Consider the following 13,990-nt stretch of genomic DNA (forward strand, 5'->3'; position numbering starts at 1 on the left):
GTCAGGGGCGCCGCGGCTCGGGAGCCAGCTCGACGGCCAGACGGGCGTAGGCCTCCAGCGGGTGCGGTTCGCCCGGAACCGGTTCCAGCGAATACCGCACACCCAGGGACTGGGCCGGTGCGGCGCCGATGAGCTCCGCACGGGGACCGGCGGAGGCCAGCACGGATGAAGCTTGCCGTCCGGCGAGGGCCTCCGGGCCGAAGAGGGCTGCACCGGGAACAGCAGTCCCGGTGAACCGGGCCGGGCGCAGCAGATCGCGGTATCCGAGGCCGTAGGCCAGCACTGCCGTCCGTGCCCGGGCACGGTGCATGGCCGCGAGGAAGGTGTCCAGCCCAGCGTCATCGAGAGGGGCCCGGGCGCCGGCCAGCAATTCGACGCTCTCCACCACACCGGAACGGGTGCGCTCCACGGTGACGACGGCGATAGATCCTGCCGCCAACCCCGGACTGCCGGGGGCGCCGGGTGCGGAACCCAGGACAACCAGACGGCTGGGCAGCGGCGCACGCCCGTAGCAGTAGTCGGAGAAGGCAGCGGCGTCCCATGTTTCGCTTACCGGTTCATACAGTCCCCAGCCCACGGGCGATGATCCGGTGACAGCTTCAAAGACGCGTTCGGTGAACGCTCCCGCCCGGGTAGACAGCGACGCCGGGTGCAGGACGCTGGCACGGACGTGGAAGTAGGCGCCGGGGCTCCGTTCGGCAGCCAGGAAGTCATCCGCCACGGATCCGGCGGGCTGCAGGGTGCCGCCGTCCCACACCTGGGCCTGGCCGGTCACGGCGTCGAAGAACCCGCCGTCGGAGCCGGTTGCCATCCAGGACGCGCTGTCACCGTCAAAGAGGGCGGACAGCGGAAGCGTGAGGGAAGAAGCGGAAGGAGTCAGCAGCACAAAGCGGCGGCCGGACTCGACCGCTCCGGCGTGGGCGCGGGCGAGCCAGGGACTCAGGGCGGCTACCGGCTGGTCACAGAAAACCATCGCGGTGGACGTGGTGAGGAAGTCGTACGCAGAGTCGTGCATCAGGACCGCACCCCGTCAGGCATCAGGACTACGCCGCCGGTCAGCCGAGCCAACGCGTGGCTGAACGCATCAGCCAGCCTGCCGCCGTCGGGCACCCCGCCGGTGGCATAGACCTCGAGCCACCACAACGGTGCAGCGGATCCGGTTGCCTCGGCAGTGAAGAACCCCGGAATGGCGGACCCGGCCGGTGCGCTGACCTCCGCGCCGGGGTGCAGCCGCAGGATCTCTCCCGGCAGCTGAATGAGGCGGGGGAGTTCGATGGCCAGCGGCACACGCTCGCCGTCCAGTATTTCAAGGACCTCCCCGGCAGCGGCTTCCCGCATGCTCTGCTCCGGCATGGTTTCGGCCAGGGCCTGGACCACGGTGCGGCGGTCCGGTTCGCCGGTGCTGACCACCACCCACCGCGCGCTCACTGGCCACCCACGGGTGCCACAGCGCTGGCCGGATCATTGAGGAACAGCTGGAGCATCTGCACCGGACGTCCGGGCTGGATCAGCTGGGCCCGGCCTGGCGGCAGCGTGCGGGCGCGGACACCGTTGATGAGGCCGCCCTCGGTCCGGTCGCCGGAGAGGATCAGGGCGGCGCTGCCGGAGTCCCGCAGCGCGGTGAAGAAGGATTCGTACATGCCGCGGCTGGCGCCCCGCACCCGGCGGGACAGCACTGCGTGCAGCCCGATCTCCGGTGCAAGGGGCAGGTACGGGGTCAGCCGCGCGAGCGGTGAGGAACCGCCCGCAGTCAGCACGTCGTAGTCGTCGATCACCAGGACAACGCGCGGCGCGGCGGCGACTTCCTCGGGGGAGGCCCCCACCCGCTTCTCCAGCTCGGAGGCGACGGCCGCGGCCAGTTTCTCGGCCAGTGCCGCGCTGGTCGCGTAACCGCCCAGATAGTCTTCCTGGACCTCGCCGGCCAGGGCACGGCGGGGGTCGAAGACGGCAAAAACGATGTTCTCGGCGGTGTGCTGGGCGGCGAGGGTGCGAACCACGCTTCGAAGCACATTGGACTTGCCCGAGGCGTCATCGCCCATGACCACCAGGTGGTGCTCGCGGCCCTGGAGATCCAGGTTCTCGGTGCCCAGATCGGTTTCCCGCAGTCCCAGCGGCACCAGGCCCGGAACGGACGGTACCGCTGCGGGATCCGCAGGAGCGACGGCAGGAAGCACCCGGACCGCCATCGCCCGGCCGTCGGTGGAGGCGGCTACGGCTGCCACCAGATCCCGTGTGCCCTGGATTGCGGAGCCCTCATCCGGGTCGCCGTCGATCCGCGGCAGGGCGATGTGGCCCTGCAGTTTGCGGTCGGTCAGCGCCCGGCCCGGTGTGCCGGGACTCAGGGCCTCGGCTAGCTTGCGGCCGTGCGCGGATTCGCCGGGATCGGCCAGGCGCAGCTCGATCCGGTTCCCAAAGAAGCTCTGCTGCGCAATCCGGATTTCATTCATGCGCGAGCAGGTGACCACCACATGGATCCCGTAGCCGCCGCCGCGGGAGATCAAGGCGTGGACGGACTTTTCGATGTCCTCGAACTCGTCGGAGAGCTGCCCGTATCCGTCGACCAGCAGCACAATGTCCGCGCTGGGTAGCTCGGGAATCCGGCCCTGGGCGTGCAGGGTGCGCAGTGTTCCGAGCGAATCGATCTGGTGCTTCTCAAAGATCCGTTCGCGCTGGGTGAGCATGCCCAGTACCTCGTCCACGGTCCGTCGGACAACTTCCCGGTTGGTGCGCACGGCCACCCCGCCCACGTGCGGGAGTCCCTCCAACGGGAGCAGCGAGCTGCCGAGCAGGTCCACGGCGTAGATACCGGCTTCGGACGGCGTGTGGGTCAGGGCGAGCGACGCCGCGATGGTGCGCAGCGCGGTGCTCTTGCCGGTGGAGGGCCCGCCCACAATGGCGGCGTTCCCGCCGTTGGCAGCCAGGTCCAGGTTCCAGATGCCCTGCCACTGCTTCGCCGGGTCATCCAGCAGGCCGATGGGAATGGAGAGGTTCCCGCCGGCGTTCAGCCGCAGTCCCTGGCTGGTGGTGAGCACTCCGCCGGCCGCGGTGTCCAGGGCCAGGCCGCGGGGCAGCGGCGGCAGCCAGATCGGGTCCACGGCGCGCGGGAAGCGGGCCAGGGTGTCCATGAGCGTGGACAGCACGGTGGGTCCGGTGGTGCGTTTGGATGACGACGTCGAGGCCGGTGCCGGAGCGCCGCCGTCCCGTGAGGACTCCAGTGACGCCGCGTAGCGGGGTACTTCAAGGACCGGCGGCTGTTCGTCCACGTCCTGCTCTGCGGGGGCTGCTGCGTCTTCCAGCGGGCCGGAGACGTACCCGGCCTTGAACCGGGTGTAGGTGGTGGTATCCACCTTCAGGTATCCGAATCCCGGCACGGGCGGAAGGTGGAAGGCGTCCGGAGTGTCCAGGACAGTCCTTGATTCGGATTCGGAAAGGGTCCGCAGGCCGATCCGGTAGGAGAGGTAGGTGTCCAGCCCGCGCAGCTTGCCGCCTTCGATCCTCTGGCTGGAGAGCAGCAGGTGCACGCCGATGGACCGCCCGATGCGGCCAATGGAAAGGAAGAGTTCGATGAAGTCCGGGCGTGCGGTGAGCAGCTCGCCGAACTCGTCGATGATGACCACCAGGTGCGGCAGCGGCGGGAGCTCTTCGCCCTGGCCCTGCCGGTGTTTGCGGTGCAGCTGGTAGTCGGTGATGTTGGCCAGGTTGCCGGCGTCCTTGAGGACTTCCTGTCGGCGCTGGATTTCGCCGGAGAGGCTGGCGTAGACGCGTTCGATGAGGCTGACATCGTCGGAAAGGTTGGTGATGACGCCGGTGACCTGCGGCGCGTCGGCGAACGGTGCGAACGTGGCTCCGCCCTTGTAGTCCACCAGGACCATGGCCAGCAGTTCCGGTGGATGTGTGGCCAGCAGGCCGACCACCAGGGAGCGCAGCATTTCGGACTTGCCGGAGCCGGTGGCACCGACGCAGAGGCCGTGCGGACCGTGGCCAAACTGGGCGGATTCCTTCAGGTCCAGCAGCGCGGGACGGCCGCGGTCGTCAGCCCCGAGCGGTACCCGGAGGAAGTCCACCTCGCTGCGCGGCTGCCAGAGCCTGCGGATGTCTGCTTCATCCAGCTGGGGGGAGAGGCCAAGCATGTCCAGGAATCCTTCGGAGCTGCCGGTGCTCTCGTGTTCCAGGGAATCGGGGGAGAGCCGCAGCGGAGCCAGGGTCCGGGCGAGTGACTCGGCCAGCGCCACGGGAAGTGAATCCAGTGTGCCGGTATCCAGGCGCGGCTGGACCGGATCTTCGCGGTAGTTCTCCAGCAGGAACCCGGAGTCGGTTTCAGAGATGCGGACAGCTACTTCCCCCGGCTCCTGTCCTCTGTCTGCAGCAAGGTGGAGGGTGGTGATGCCCAGCTGGCCCGGAGCGGCCTGCCGGTCCGGTAAGGGCAGCTCGGACGGCAGCGTCCCGTAGCTGTCCGAAACCACCAGCAGGCGCGGGAGTGCTGAGCCGATTCCGCCGCGCAGGAAGTTCTTTCGGGCCTCAGCGGCCATGTTGGAGCGGCGGGAGAGATCGTCCTGGACCAGGTCGGCCAGCGTGTCCATGCTGGGCGCAATCCGCCGGACGGGACCGGTGCGGTGGGTTTTGTCCTGGTCCGCCAGGTGCGGGAGCCAGGTGGCCCACTCCCAGTCTGCGCGGGTCTGTTCGGGGGAGACCACCGCCAGGTTCAGGTCTTCGGGTGAGGAGAACGCCGCGGACTGGAGCAGCAGCAGGCGCGAGACCTGGAGCACGAATTCCCGGGAGCCGACCACGCTGACCGTTCCGGCGCCGTCCAGCGGAACGGTGACCGGCAGGTCGGGGCTCGCCTCGTAGCGCCGCTTGAGGATCTGCAGCTCGGCGGTCATGAAGGTATCATCGCGGGCCAGTGCCGACCCCGAATCCATGATCGTGATTTCCCGGTTGCTCCGGGTGCCGGTGCCAATCCTGGTGCGGAGGAAGTCCTCGTTATGCCGGCGGCGTTCCCAGACCCGGCGGTGGTTGCGGACAATGTCGAAGAGCGCCTCGGGCGGCGGGTTGGCCGCACGCGCGACGGCGGCTGCCTCCTGTTCCTGGACCCGGAGCGTGGTGCGGCAGCGCTCCAGGTACTCGAGGTAGTTCTCCCGCTGTTCCCGGCGGGCGCGTCCCTGTTTCCCGCGCTGGCTGACCATCATCACGATCGAGGCGAGGATGGTCACGATCATCATGAGCGCGCCGACGGCAGCGAGCGGCGAGCCGCGGAAGAGCATCATCACGGTCATGGAGACGCCGGCGCCGAGCAGCGGCACCAGGGACATCATGTTCATCCCGCCCTTGCCGCCCTCGATCTGCGGCGGCGCGTCCAGGGTGAACGCTTCCATGCTGCGGGCCGGCGGGGTGGTGCGGGCGGGGCGGTGCAGCAGTTTCACGCTCATACCCGGGCCCTCCTCCCGGAACCGTTTTCGGCTTGCCTGGCGGCGGCGGGCTTTCCGGGCCGGCCGGGCGCGGAAGACGCAGCCGCGAGGACCCGGGCAGCCAGTTCGGCGGACTGCAGGCGCGCGGCACGGGACAGCAGCCGGGGCTGGATTTCGACGCCGGCGGCCAGATGGGCGTCATAGTCCAGCACTGCGGTGTCTATCCCGGAACGGGCGAGCCTGCGGGCTTCGGCCACGGGATTGAACGGGCTGCGGGAGGAACGGGTGAGAAGCACCAGCAGGGGCACCTGTGCCATGGCCGTGTTGCTGCGCCAAAGCTCGGCGGCCTGCCCGGCATCGTCGATTCCGGCCACGCTGGCCGGAGTGACGAAAAGGGCCAGATGGGATTCGGCCAGGGCCCACTGAACGGCGTCGGATCCGAGACCCGCCGGGCAGTCAAAGAGGGTGACCGGGCAATACCGGGAGAGTACCCGGGAGAGGTGGGTGGCGTCGTCGTTCGTGGCTTTTTGGGTTCCCGCAGCGGACCGCCGCCCGGTAACCAGCAGGTTGTCCGGTCCGGGGGAGGCCACGACGTTCCGCACCTCGGCGAGCGAACCGGGGATGGTGCGTGCCAGGCGGGCTGCCGCGGCGTCCAGGGACGGGGCCACCGGTGCCGCAAGGCGGAGCGCGAGCGTTCCGGCTTCAGCCAGGTCAACCGCTGCTGCGGCGTCGGTGCGCAGGGACGCGTAGGTGCGTGCCAGCAGGGCTGCGGCCGTGGTCCGTCCGGCACCGCCGCGGAAACCCATCACCGCGATCCGCCGGCCGGTTGTCACTGGACGCTGCACACCGGCAGCGGCTTCTGCGAGGGACTGCGGGTAGTCGTCCCCGCGTAACATGTCCGCCGCCTGCAGCAGCAGCCGGCGTGCGGGTCCTTCCGCCGGGCGGGTGCGCAGCGTGCGCCGCAGGCGCTGGGGCGTGGACTCAAAGCCGTCGTCCTGGGCTGCGGCAGGCGCCCCGAAATCGGTCCCGGGAGTTATCTGTGTCATCTAGAAGCTCTCCAGCAGTTGCGCGAAGATACCGAACATTCCGGCCGCGAGCGGGACGGAGGCGAGGATCGCGAGGGTTTCCAGCCGCTTTGCCGCCAGCCGGAACCTCGCCTGGGCATGGTCCGGAAGGTTCAGGGACAGTGCGATCCAGACGGCGGCCGCGAGCACCAGCACCATAACCCCGGTAGCCCAGGGCTGGTCGCTGAACCACCTGCTGCTCCCGGACGCGAGTGCGGCAAGCCCGACGGCGGTGGCAGCGTAGAGTGCCAGCCGTTCCGGGGCCAGCGGGAAGGCCCGGGCACGCAGGAATACCGCCAGGGTGAGCACTGCGAGCAGCGGCAGCGACCAGGCCTGCTGGGCTGTATCCGTGCCGAGGGTCCACAGCGCGAGGGCTGCGGAAGCTGCGGCGGCCGCGGTGCCGGCTACCAGTCCGCCGTGCGCCGAGGCGACGGCCTCGAGGGCATCCGGGCGTCCCACCTGGCTGCCCTTGGCCCTGCGGTCATCCAGCGCCGCCAAGCCGGAAGCGGCGAGAGCCAGGCCGGGGAGCAGGCCGAGCAGCAGTACGCTGGCGATCCCGGCGAGGGCTGCTGCCTGGACAGCTGTGCCGGTGAGAACCACCGAGGCGCTCCAGACCGCTGCAGTAAGAGCTGTTGCCAGTGCGCCGGTGTACATGGCCTTGGGCCGGCGGTTCGCCGCACCAAGGGCCAGGAGCGTCACCGTGGTGGACCCGGCGAGAAGCAGTCCGGCGCGCGCGTAGTCGCCGTCGGTCCCGCCGAGGAATCCGGCTGCATGAAGGGCGGAGCCCAGTCCGGCCAGCCAGGCGGCCCCAATGGCGGCGGGCCCCGCGGGAGAGGAGGGGCTGCGGCGGCAGAGCAGGATGCCTGCGGCCGCGGCCAGCACAGCGAGGGCAGCGAGCAGCCACCAGGCTGCCTGCGGAGCGAGGGCCGCGATGATCAGTTCGGCACCTGCCCAGAGACCGGCTGCTGCAAAGACACCGGCGGTGGCGTTTTTCCAGGTCCTGGTCCATCGGCCGCGAACTGCCTCGGTTTCGGCGACCACCAGGTCGGTGACGTCGTAGACGACCGGAGCGGGCGGGGCCTCGGAAGCATTGCAGAGCTGAAGTGCGGTGCCATCGAGCACCTCGGCCTGGGCAAGGGTGTCCGTGGGAGTGAGCTCGGATCCGTCCGGGGTGACGAGGACCTTGGCGGCCACGTCCGCGGCGGGTTCGTCGCCCAGGAGATCCAGCACCTGCGGCATGAGCGCCGCCACCGGCTGGTCCGAGGGCAGCAGCAGATCCAGATGGCGCTGCCGGCCCACCAGCGTTACCCGTGTGTAGGCATGCGCCATGGCTGCCAGGCTCCTGTCTCGTGGCTCAGGTGATCGATGATTGTGTGTTCGGTGACGCTTGTGTGTTTGGTGACCGGACTGCCGCCGGCGGCACCTGCTGCGCTCCCGCCGTCGTTCAGGGGACCTGCGGCGGTGCTTTGCTGCTGCTGTTCCTGCTTGGCCCGGTTCTGCTCGAGCAGGTTCGTGACGAACGAGTAGCCGACGCAGACGGCTGCGATCAGGGCCGCCACGGCAACGCTGAACAGGAACAGCTTCACGGTGTCCGCCCAGCGGCGTTCGTTAGGGTTCCCCCCGTAGAGCAGGGCTGTGAGCAGCCGGTTTCGGCGGACAGCAACGGACTCAATGAGCTGGTTGTCGTAGTCGCTTGCCATGATGCATGTTCCCCCAATCACAAGTACGCTACATATCCTTACATGCCCCGGCCCTATTCCCGGCGGCGGCGGGCGGTTATCCACATGGGTAGTTCTCCCCATTGCGGGCCTCGGGAAGTGCGGCTTGTATAAGGGGGTACCGCGCGGAAGCCGGGCCGCTTTGGGCGGCCGGAGGACGGCAGCGGGGGGAATGACCGGACGATTGGCACGCAGGTGCCGGAGGTGGTAGACGAATGAAATTCGATATGGGGTCCTCGACCCTCGGCACACTGACGCAGCAGACGGGACACTCCAATGAGGATCTGGGCCAGCTGGTCCGCAACCTCATGGACGCTGTCACCCCGCTCCAGGGCAAGTTCAACGGCCAGGGCCGGGTCCGCTTCGACGAGTTCAAAGCCCGCACCGATGAGATCGCCAACGAGCTCAACAGCTCGCTGTCGGCGATCCTGATGGGCCAGTCGGAAATGGACCGTTCCTTCCAGATGGGCGACCAGGAGTCAGCGGACAACGCAGCCCAGCAGCAGGGCGCGGCCAGCTTTGATGCCGCACGCTTCGGCTCCTCACGCTAACTCCCGCCCTTTTACACAGTCTTAGAGAAGGAATTGCCATGTCCCAGGACCGTTTGAGCTATGACACCGATACTTCCGCTGCCGTACAGGGAGACATCCAGGCCATTGTTGCCCGCCTTGAGTCCCTGATCGGCGAACGCGAGAAAGCCGTGAACGCGGCCATGTCCGATTTCCAGGCCGACGGCGTCTCCGAGGAGTACCAGGCGGTGGAGAACCGCTTCCGCAACGCCGCCAACGAGACCCGCAACATCATTGCCCTGGTCAAGCAGACGCTGAACCTCAACGACCAGACCGCGTCCAGCGCCGGCTCCCGCGCCAGGAGCGCTGTCCAGAACATTGGCTAGCCGGTGAGCTACAACGTCAACCCCGGCGCCGTATCGGGAGTCCTCCAGCAGGTAGCACCCCTGCTGGAGGAATACGGTGCCGAATTCGCTGCCGTGGGGGAGAAGATCAGTGAGCTGGCCACGGCCTGCATGGCTGAGCCGGTGGCCGCTGAACTGGGAGCCCTCACCGAGAAGCTGATCAACCCGGCCTTCACGAACATTGCCGGACGCTCCTCGAACGCCGTGAACGCGGTCAACAACGTGTTGGCCATCCTGCTCGAATCCGACGCGCAGATGGCCGCCGATGCCCGCGAAGCGTCCATGCGTGCCGCACAGTCTGCGGCGGACGATCCGCCGCCGGCGCCGGAACCTGCAGCCCACTACGGGCCTGGTCCGCAGGCCGTCTAGGCCAGCCGCAGGCCCAGCAGCACTCGTATCCAGTTCAAACCGGGGGAAACCATTGAGCATCGACATCGCAGCGTTCGAGGCTGTGCTGCCGGATCCGGAAGTGATCCGCGCAGCGGCCGCGGCGCTGGTGAGCGCCGTCGGCGACGTCGTGGACACCGCTGAGGAATCCGCTACCGCGTGGGGACATCTGCAGTCACCGGACGTTTATGACATTGCCGGTTCCGAAGTAGTGTTCAACGCCTTCCGCCCGGTCACTGTTTCTGCCACGGATCTCGATTCGGACGTTGGCACCGTCGATACAGCTGTCCTTGCCTACGCGGATACCGTGGATGCCCTAAAGCTGCGGCTGGATGCGGTGAAGGCGGATGCTGCCAACTTCTTTTCCCGGACCCGCGGACGGAGCCAGGACGACTGGGATGACGACGAAGGCCTGATCCAGGCCGAGCAGAACATCATCGGCGATCTCAACCGCCTGTATTCGGATCTGCAGGAAGCCCAGCGCGTCTGCGCCAACGCGATCAGCGCGATCTACGGCGGCCCGAAGTATGTGCTGACCACCGAAGAAGGCGCCGGGACCGGCGAGGTGGAGTTCGGCTTCAGCGGGGAACAGCTCGACGCCGCTGCGGTGGAGGGAAACGTTCCGTGGGGACAGCCCACCGAATGGGACAAACCCTGGTACCGGGACGCCTGGGACGGCGTTGCCTCCTTTGGCAAGGGTGTTTGGAGCGGCGTTACCGGCACAGTCACCGGGCTCGGCAACATGGTTGGGCTCGGCGGTGCGGAGGCCTTCGAACAGACCTGGAAGGGCCTGGGGAACCTCGCAGTAAACCTGGTGATCATGACTACCCCTGCGGTCCAGATTGCCCTGCACGCCAGCGGCAACAGTGACCGTGTTCGGCAGGCGGGGGATGAACTGCTGGCGGTTGGCAAAGCTGCCATCCACTGGGATGAGTGGCAGACCGATCCCGCGTACGCTGCCGGAGCGACGTCGTTTGACCTGGCGTCGATCCTGCTGACTGCCGGTGCCGGTGCAACGGCGAAGGTCGGTTCTGTGGCCGGGAAGATCGGCGATGTAGCCAACGCCTCGGGCAAGGTATCCGCGGTGGTAAATGCCTCGGGCATCGGCAAGGTGGCCGGAGTGACGGTGAAGGTCACCGACGCCGCGCAGGCGTTCAAGATCAACGCCATCACCACCGTGGTGGACACCTCCCGGGTGACCGTCGGCAAGGTCGGAGATGCGTGGCAGGCGGCGGATCAGTTCGTGATCGATTCGAGCAAGTCAGCGCTGGACTCAGGCCGGGCGGCACTGAACTCAGCACTGAACAGGGTGGATACCGTGCTGGCCACTGCCGGCCACGGCCGGTTCGGCACTCCCGCGCTGGCCGGTGCCGGCGGGGCGGGCCCCCGCGTCGTGGCCTTCACACCCGACACTCCACCGGCCCGCACCGGTGGCGGTTCGGGTGCCGGGTCCAGCGTTCCTCATTCAGCGGCGACGCCGGATGCCCCGGTGCGCACGAACGTTCCCGAGCCTTCCGGGAACGGCCGGTCATCTGCACCGGATGCCCCGGTGCGCGGCAACGGTACTGGTGCTGAGTCGCCGTCAGGTAAGCCCGGGCACGCCGTGCCGGAGGACCGCACACCGTCAGGAAGGACAACGGATACTTCTGCTCCCGCGGGACGTGTGGATGGCGACGACACCCGTGCGGGTGGAAAGGGCGATGAGCCCGCTGGTCCGGGAGACCATGGCGGTGGCAGGGACGATCGTCCCGGACGGGTCGTCAAGGACGAGACGGGACAGCCCACGGAGGCAGTTTTCCGAGACGGGACCAGAATTCCGATCGAGTTCCCGAAGACCACCCCGTTCGTCAGCGCGCTGGAGGAACTCCGCCCTGGACTGGAACGGTTGGGACGGGACGAGGATTGGATGCGCCGTACCGTAGAGACCCCGGTCGAGGACCTCACGACTCGCGACCTTCAGGATCTGATGGAACTCAGGCATTCGATTCCTGAGCCGGACCGCAATACAGTTATGCAGAAGATCATCCATGGCAACGATGCCAAGGGCCAGGGGAATGCCCTCAGAGCTTTGCTGGAAGACACCAACCCCTACGGCCGCTCAGCAGGAGGCTACATCAGCAAAGCCTCCCATGTGGCAAATCTTCGCACCCCAGAGGACGTCTACTGGGCCTTGCGGCTCGATTATAAGGACACCCCTTACTTCCCGAACAATGAGCATGCGGTCTATGCCATTCAATTCCGAACGAATGACGTGAACCTGGTGCAGGTTCCCGACGGGCGCGCACAGGATGCACTGGTCAGGCACGACGCCCCAACGACGGACTCAGCCGGTAATCCTTATCCCGAGCCACACATCGAGAGGCTTCCTCAGCCGAATATGGGCAGCGGTTATACGGGGAGTATGGTGGATGACACGAAGGTGGTTCCCGAATATTCCGTAGAGAAGAATGCTGGAGCGGTCTACCACCATGGTGCGGTGATTTGGGAAATCAACAAAACGGGAGAACGCGTCCTTGTTGCTATCTTCGACAGCAACAAGAAGGGGATCACGGGAAAGCAGGGTATGTGGCGAAGGGTGCTGAGTTCAGTTGACTAAATTGCGGTTGGTACCCCCTCTCCCTGATTCAGAACGTGGGGATGCCAGGGCCGTTCCCACCCCCAGGAGATTCGAACTTTTCATGCCCAATGGGATGCGAGTCCCGGGTATGTATGGCGTTTTGCAGCGGGAGTGGTATCTGGCCAACCCGTTGGGCCACGGACGGGTGCTTCTTTACACTTCTGCCGAAGCATCTCCGGGGGAACAGTGGCAGCCTTCTGATGATGCGGACGACGAGGGCAGGCCCTTGTCCTGGTCCAGGGAAGTCGCTGAAAGCGACCTGGACCGGTTGGTGCGCGTTCTCGTGTCCGCTAAATGGCGGAGTCTCAATGTGGGCATCCAGGAATACATCGACGGAACGGTATATGCCTTTGTCGACGGCGGTCCCAAGGAGGAACAGATTCGCCGCGGCGAAATCCCGGAGATCACGATTGCCGGACGGGGTGAATATCATGGAAAGCTGCGCTGGGAAGACATCACCGACCTCGTTATGTCAGAGCGGGAGTTGTTGAAGTAACCAAGCCCTGATTGAAGATTCCGCCTCGTTGAAAGAAGATGGAATGATTTTCCAGAAGCCGTTGAGCCCCGCACACGTGCGGAGTCTCGTGGAGACCAACCGAGATACGGTGGCCGGGTATGTGCTTAACGTTGCTGACGTGCAGCACGTGAAATCACCTAAGGACTTGTACGAGGCTCACGGACTTGGTTTTCCGGGCTCTCCCTGGGATCCGGACGCGGAGTTCTTGGATGTGCTTCGGTTCCAGGCGCCGCCGTCGCCGTATGTACACACCGCTATTGCTCCGGAATTCGTTGACCGTCCACCATTCTCGGGGACCGGTTTTGCGCAGTGGGGCGGCGGGGTGGCGCCGGTGTGGTTTATTGACGAATGCCGAATCCCGCCGCGTGCTCAACTGTGGAGGATCCGCGAGGGTCACGAGGAGCAGCTGCTCGCCGTCTACGTCGACGTGGCAACAGGCTGGGGAGTTATGGAAGGCGCTGATATCGCCACGCCGAAGCACACGGTACCCCAGTCTGTTCTTGGGTGGGTTGCCATGTGGGACGGGTACCAGTTCCCTGCGGATCTGATTGGAGATCAAATCGTTCTTGCCGCTGCGTCGGCACCGCCGGAAGAGGTCACGGGTTTCCGGCCGACTATGCGCGGGTGCTGGTCAAGGGAAGTTCCTGTGGCGGAGGTCCAGGATTTTTTCGAAGTGAATGCTGTGTGCCGTTGGCGGGATCAGCCTTTCCGGATCACAGATGTTATCCATGGTGAGAATGAACGGATTTTCCGGTTGTTCTATACCGGCCATAACGCTGATGTTGCCGAGTCGCTGGGCTTGAATAAAGCGGACGCAGGTGTTTACTGGACCGTTCAGCCTGAGAGCCTGGTGACGGACGTCGAAATGTTCCAAAGCCGAATGCGAGCTGCCAGGTAGGCCTTCCTGATGGGGTAAGCGGCCGTAACGGGCTTCGGCCCTAGCTACCCGCCCTGGCCTACGCTGCCGGAGCGACGTCGTTCAACCTGGCTACGATCCTGCTGACGGCCGGTGCCGGTGCCACGGTGGAGGTTACCGACGCCGCGCAGGCGTTCAAGATCAATGCGCTCACCACGGTGGTGGATACCTCCCGCGTGACGGTCGGGAAGGTCGGCGCTGCGTGGCGGGCAGCGGATCAGTTCCTTGAGCGGGCAGCGACTGAAACCCCGACGGAAAGGCTGGCCACTTGGCGGGGACTAAGGCTGGGCATCCACGACTATGTCGGGGAGACGGTGTACTCCTTTGTTGATATGCATTCCGCTGGGAAGACCTCAGCGACGTCGTGCTGACCGAGCACGACCTGCTGAAGTGGTGAAGCGCCTAAGTCAAGACTCGGCCCGGAACTTGACATTGATGGTGGTATTCGGCTGA

General features: G+C 66.5%; 13 protein-coding genes. 7 read left to right on the top strand and 6 right to left on the bottom strand.

The genetic code is table 11. The annotated features are described in order from the left end of the window. Position 1: 1 nt before the first annotated feature. The 6 genes from ABFX29_RS14655 to ABFX29_RS14680 are packed head-to-tail and all read right to left on the bottom strand — an operon-like array spanning position 2 to position 8,169. The gene (locus ABFX29_RS14655) at positions 2–1,015 is read right to left on the bottom strand and encodes a DUF6177 family protein (RefSeq protein WP_152228600.1); all 1,014 of its coding nucleotides are present in this window, start codon (positions 1,013–1,015) and stop codon (positions 2–4) included. Further along, a complete protein-coding gene (locus tag ABFX29_RS14660; protein WP_152228599.1) occupies positions 1,015–1,428 on the bottom strand; it encodes a hypothetical protein in 414 nt (137 codons plus the stop codon). Before ABFX29_RS14660 ends, ABFX29_RS14655 begins: the two co-directional genes overlap by 1 nt. Further along, positions 1,425–5,426 (bottom strand): type VII secretion protein EccCa, encoded by a 4,002-nt coding sequence (eccCa, locus tag ABFX29_RS14665; RefSeq protein ID WP_152228598.1) that lies wholly within the window; start codon positions 5,424–5,426, stop codon positions 1,425–1,427. The genes ABFX29_RS14660 and eccCa overlap by 4 nt, the downstream gene beginning before the upstream one ends. Next, positions 5,423–6,451, bottom strand: a complete 1,029-nt coding sequence (locus tag ABFX29_RS14670; protein ID WP_152228597.1) for a MinD/ParA family ATP-binding protein — start codon at positions 6,449–6,451, stop codon at positions 5,423–5,425. The genes eccCa and ABFX29_RS14670 overlap by 4 nt, the downstream gene beginning before the upstream one ends. Beyond that, the gene (gene eccD, locus ABFX29_RS14675) at positions 6,452–7,798 is read right to left on the bottom strand and encodes a type VII secretion integral membrane protein EccD (RefSeq protein ID WP_152228596.1); all 1,347 of its coding nucleotides are present in this window, start codon (positions 7,796–7,798) and stop codon (positions 6,452–6,454) included. Then, positions 7,774–8,169, bottom strand: a complete 396-nt coding sequence (locus ABFX29_RS14680; protein WP_211372398.1) for a hypothetical protein — start codon at positions 8,167–8,169, stop codon at positions 7,774–7,776. The genes eccD and ABFX29_RS14680 overlap by 25 nt, the downstream gene beginning before the upstream one ends. A gap of 233 nt (positions 8,170–8,402) precedes the next feature. Between ABFX29_RS14680 and ABFX29_RS14685 the strand changes: the two genes are divergently transcribed. The 7 genes from ABFX29_RS14685 (at position 8,403) to ABFX29_RS14715 (ending at position 13,908) form a co-directional block, all read left to right on the top strand. Further along, positions 8,403–8,738 carry a hypothetical protein gene (locus ABFX29_RS14685; RefSeq protein ID WP_055240353.1) on the top strand — a complete coding sequence of 112 codons (336 nt, stop codon included), beginning with the start codon at positions 8,403–8,405 and terminating at the stop codon, positions 8,736–8,738. A gap of 38 nt (positions 8,739–8,776) precedes the next feature. After that, positions 8,777–9,082 (top strand): pore-forming ESAT-6 family protein, encoded by a 306-nt coding sequence (locus ABFX29_RS14690; protein WP_055240354.1) that lies wholly within the window; start codon positions 8,777–8,779, stop codon positions 9,080–9,082. Between the two features lie 3 nt (positions 9,083–9,085). After that, positions 9,086–9,469, top strand: a complete 384-nt coding sequence (locus ABFX29_RS14695) for a DUF6507 family protein (RefSeq protein ID WP_152228595.1) — start codon at positions 9,086–9,088, stop codon at positions 9,467–9,469. Between the two features lie 52 nt (positions 9,470–9,521). Next, positions 9,522–12,083: a hypothetical protein gene (locus tag ABFX29_RS14700; protein WP_152228594.1), complete on the top strand. Its 2,562-nt coding sequence runs from the start codon at positions 9,522–9,524 to the stop codon at positions 12,081–12,083. 82 nt (positions 12,084–12,165) lie between these two features. Continuing rightward, positions 12,166–12,600 carry a hypothetical protein gene (locus ABFX29_RS14705; protein ID WP_152228593.1) on the top strand — a complete coding sequence of 145 codons (435 nt, stop codon included), beginning with the start codon at positions 12,166–12,168 and terminating at the stop codon, positions 12,598–12,600. A 43-nt stretch (positions 12,601–12,643) separates the two neighbouring features. Beyond that, a complete protein-coding gene (locus ABFX29_RS14710) occupies positions 12,644–13,519 on the top strand; it encodes a hypothetical protein (RefSeq protein WP_152228592.1) in 876 nt (291 codons plus the stop codon). Positions 13,520–13,644: 125 nt separating this feature from the next. After that, positions 13,645–13,908 (top strand): hypothetical protein, encoded by a 264-nt coding sequence (locus ABFX29_RS14715; RefSeq protein WP_152228591.1) that lies wholly within the window; start codon positions 13,645–13,647, stop codon positions 13,906–13,908. Positions 13,909–13,990: the final 82 nt, after the last annotated feature.

The sequence above is a fragment of the Arthrobacter gandavensis genome (assembly GCF_039528575.1).
Lineage (GTDB): Bacteria > Actinomycetota > Actinomycetes > Actinomycetales > Micrococcaceae > Arthrobacter_B > Arthrobacter_B citreus_B.

Bases quoted from the DNA above. Each gene is read 5' to 3' on its own strand.
- ABFX29_RS14655 (WP_152228600.1), bottom strand. From the start codon at position 1,015: ATGCACGACTCTGCGTACGACTTCCTCACCACGTCCACCGCGATGGTT.
- eccCa (WP_152228598.1), bottom strand. From the start codon at position 5,426: ATGAGCGTGAAACTGCTGCACCGCCCCGCCCGCACCACCCCGCCGGCC.
- ABFX29_RS14670 (WP_152228597.1), bottom strand. From the start codon at position 6,451: ATGACACAGATAACTCCCGGGACCGATTTCGGGGCGCCTGCCGCAGCC.
- eccD (WP_152228596.1), bottom strand. From the start codon at position 7,798: ATGGCGCATGCCTACACACGGGTAACGCTGGTGGGCCGGCAGCGCCAT.
- ABFX29_RS14680 (WP_211372398.1), bottom strand. From the start codon at position 8,169: ATGGCAAGCGACTACGACAACCAGCTCATTGAGTCCGTTGCTGTCCGC.
- ABFX29_RS14685 (WP_055240353.1), top strand. From the start codon at position 8,403: ATGAAATTCGATATGGGGTCCTCGACCCTCGGCACACTGACGCAGCAG.
- ABFX29_RS14690 (WP_055240354.1), top strand. From the start codon at position 8,777: ATGTCCCAGGACCGTTTGAGCTATGACACCGATACTTCCGCTGCCGTA.
- ABFX29_RS14705 (WP_152228593.1), top strand. From the start codon at position 12,166: ATGCCCAATGGGATGCGAGTCCCGGGTATGTATGGCGTTTTGCAGCGG.
- ABFX29_RS14710 (WP_152228592.1), top strand. From the start codon at position 12,644: ATGATTTTCCAGAAGCCGTTGAGCCCCGCACACGTGCGGAGTCTCGTG.